The following is a 324-nucleotide window of genomic DNA, read 5'->3' on the forward strand; positions in this document are numbered from 1 at the left end:
ACTGAACTTCAACAACTAAGTAGAGAAAAGGAATTAATTCTTAACTCTGCTGGGGAAGGGATCTTTGGACTAGATTTAAATAGTAACATTACTTTTTGTAATCCAGCAGGTGCCAAGATGCTAGGCTATGAGCTCGATAATGAACTGATTGGAAAAAATGCAAGTAGCATTATAAACGTTAGTTTATTGCCATCTTCCATGAATGATGATCAACCCCATTCTTATAAAGACGAAACCTTTTTAAGAAAAGACGATTCTGAATTTCCAGTGGAGTATGTCGTTTCATCTATCATGGATGGCGAGGAAATCGTAGGGTATGTAGTC

Annotated in this window: 1 protein-coding gene; it reads left to right on the plus strand. The window is 36.7% G+C overall.

Annotated features, from left to right (window positions below):
• On the plus strand, positions 1–324 hold a 324-nt coding region (locus AOA61_RS05940; RefSeq protein ID WP_143521187.1), incomplete at both ends, for a PAS domain-containing protein.

Origin of the sequence: Pseudomonas sp. 2995-1 (assembly GCF_002742505.1) — a bacterium.
Classification (GTDB): Bacteria; Pseudomonadota; Gammaproteobacteria; order Pseudomonadales; family Pseudomonadaceae; genus Aquipseudomonas; species Aquipseudomonas sivasensis.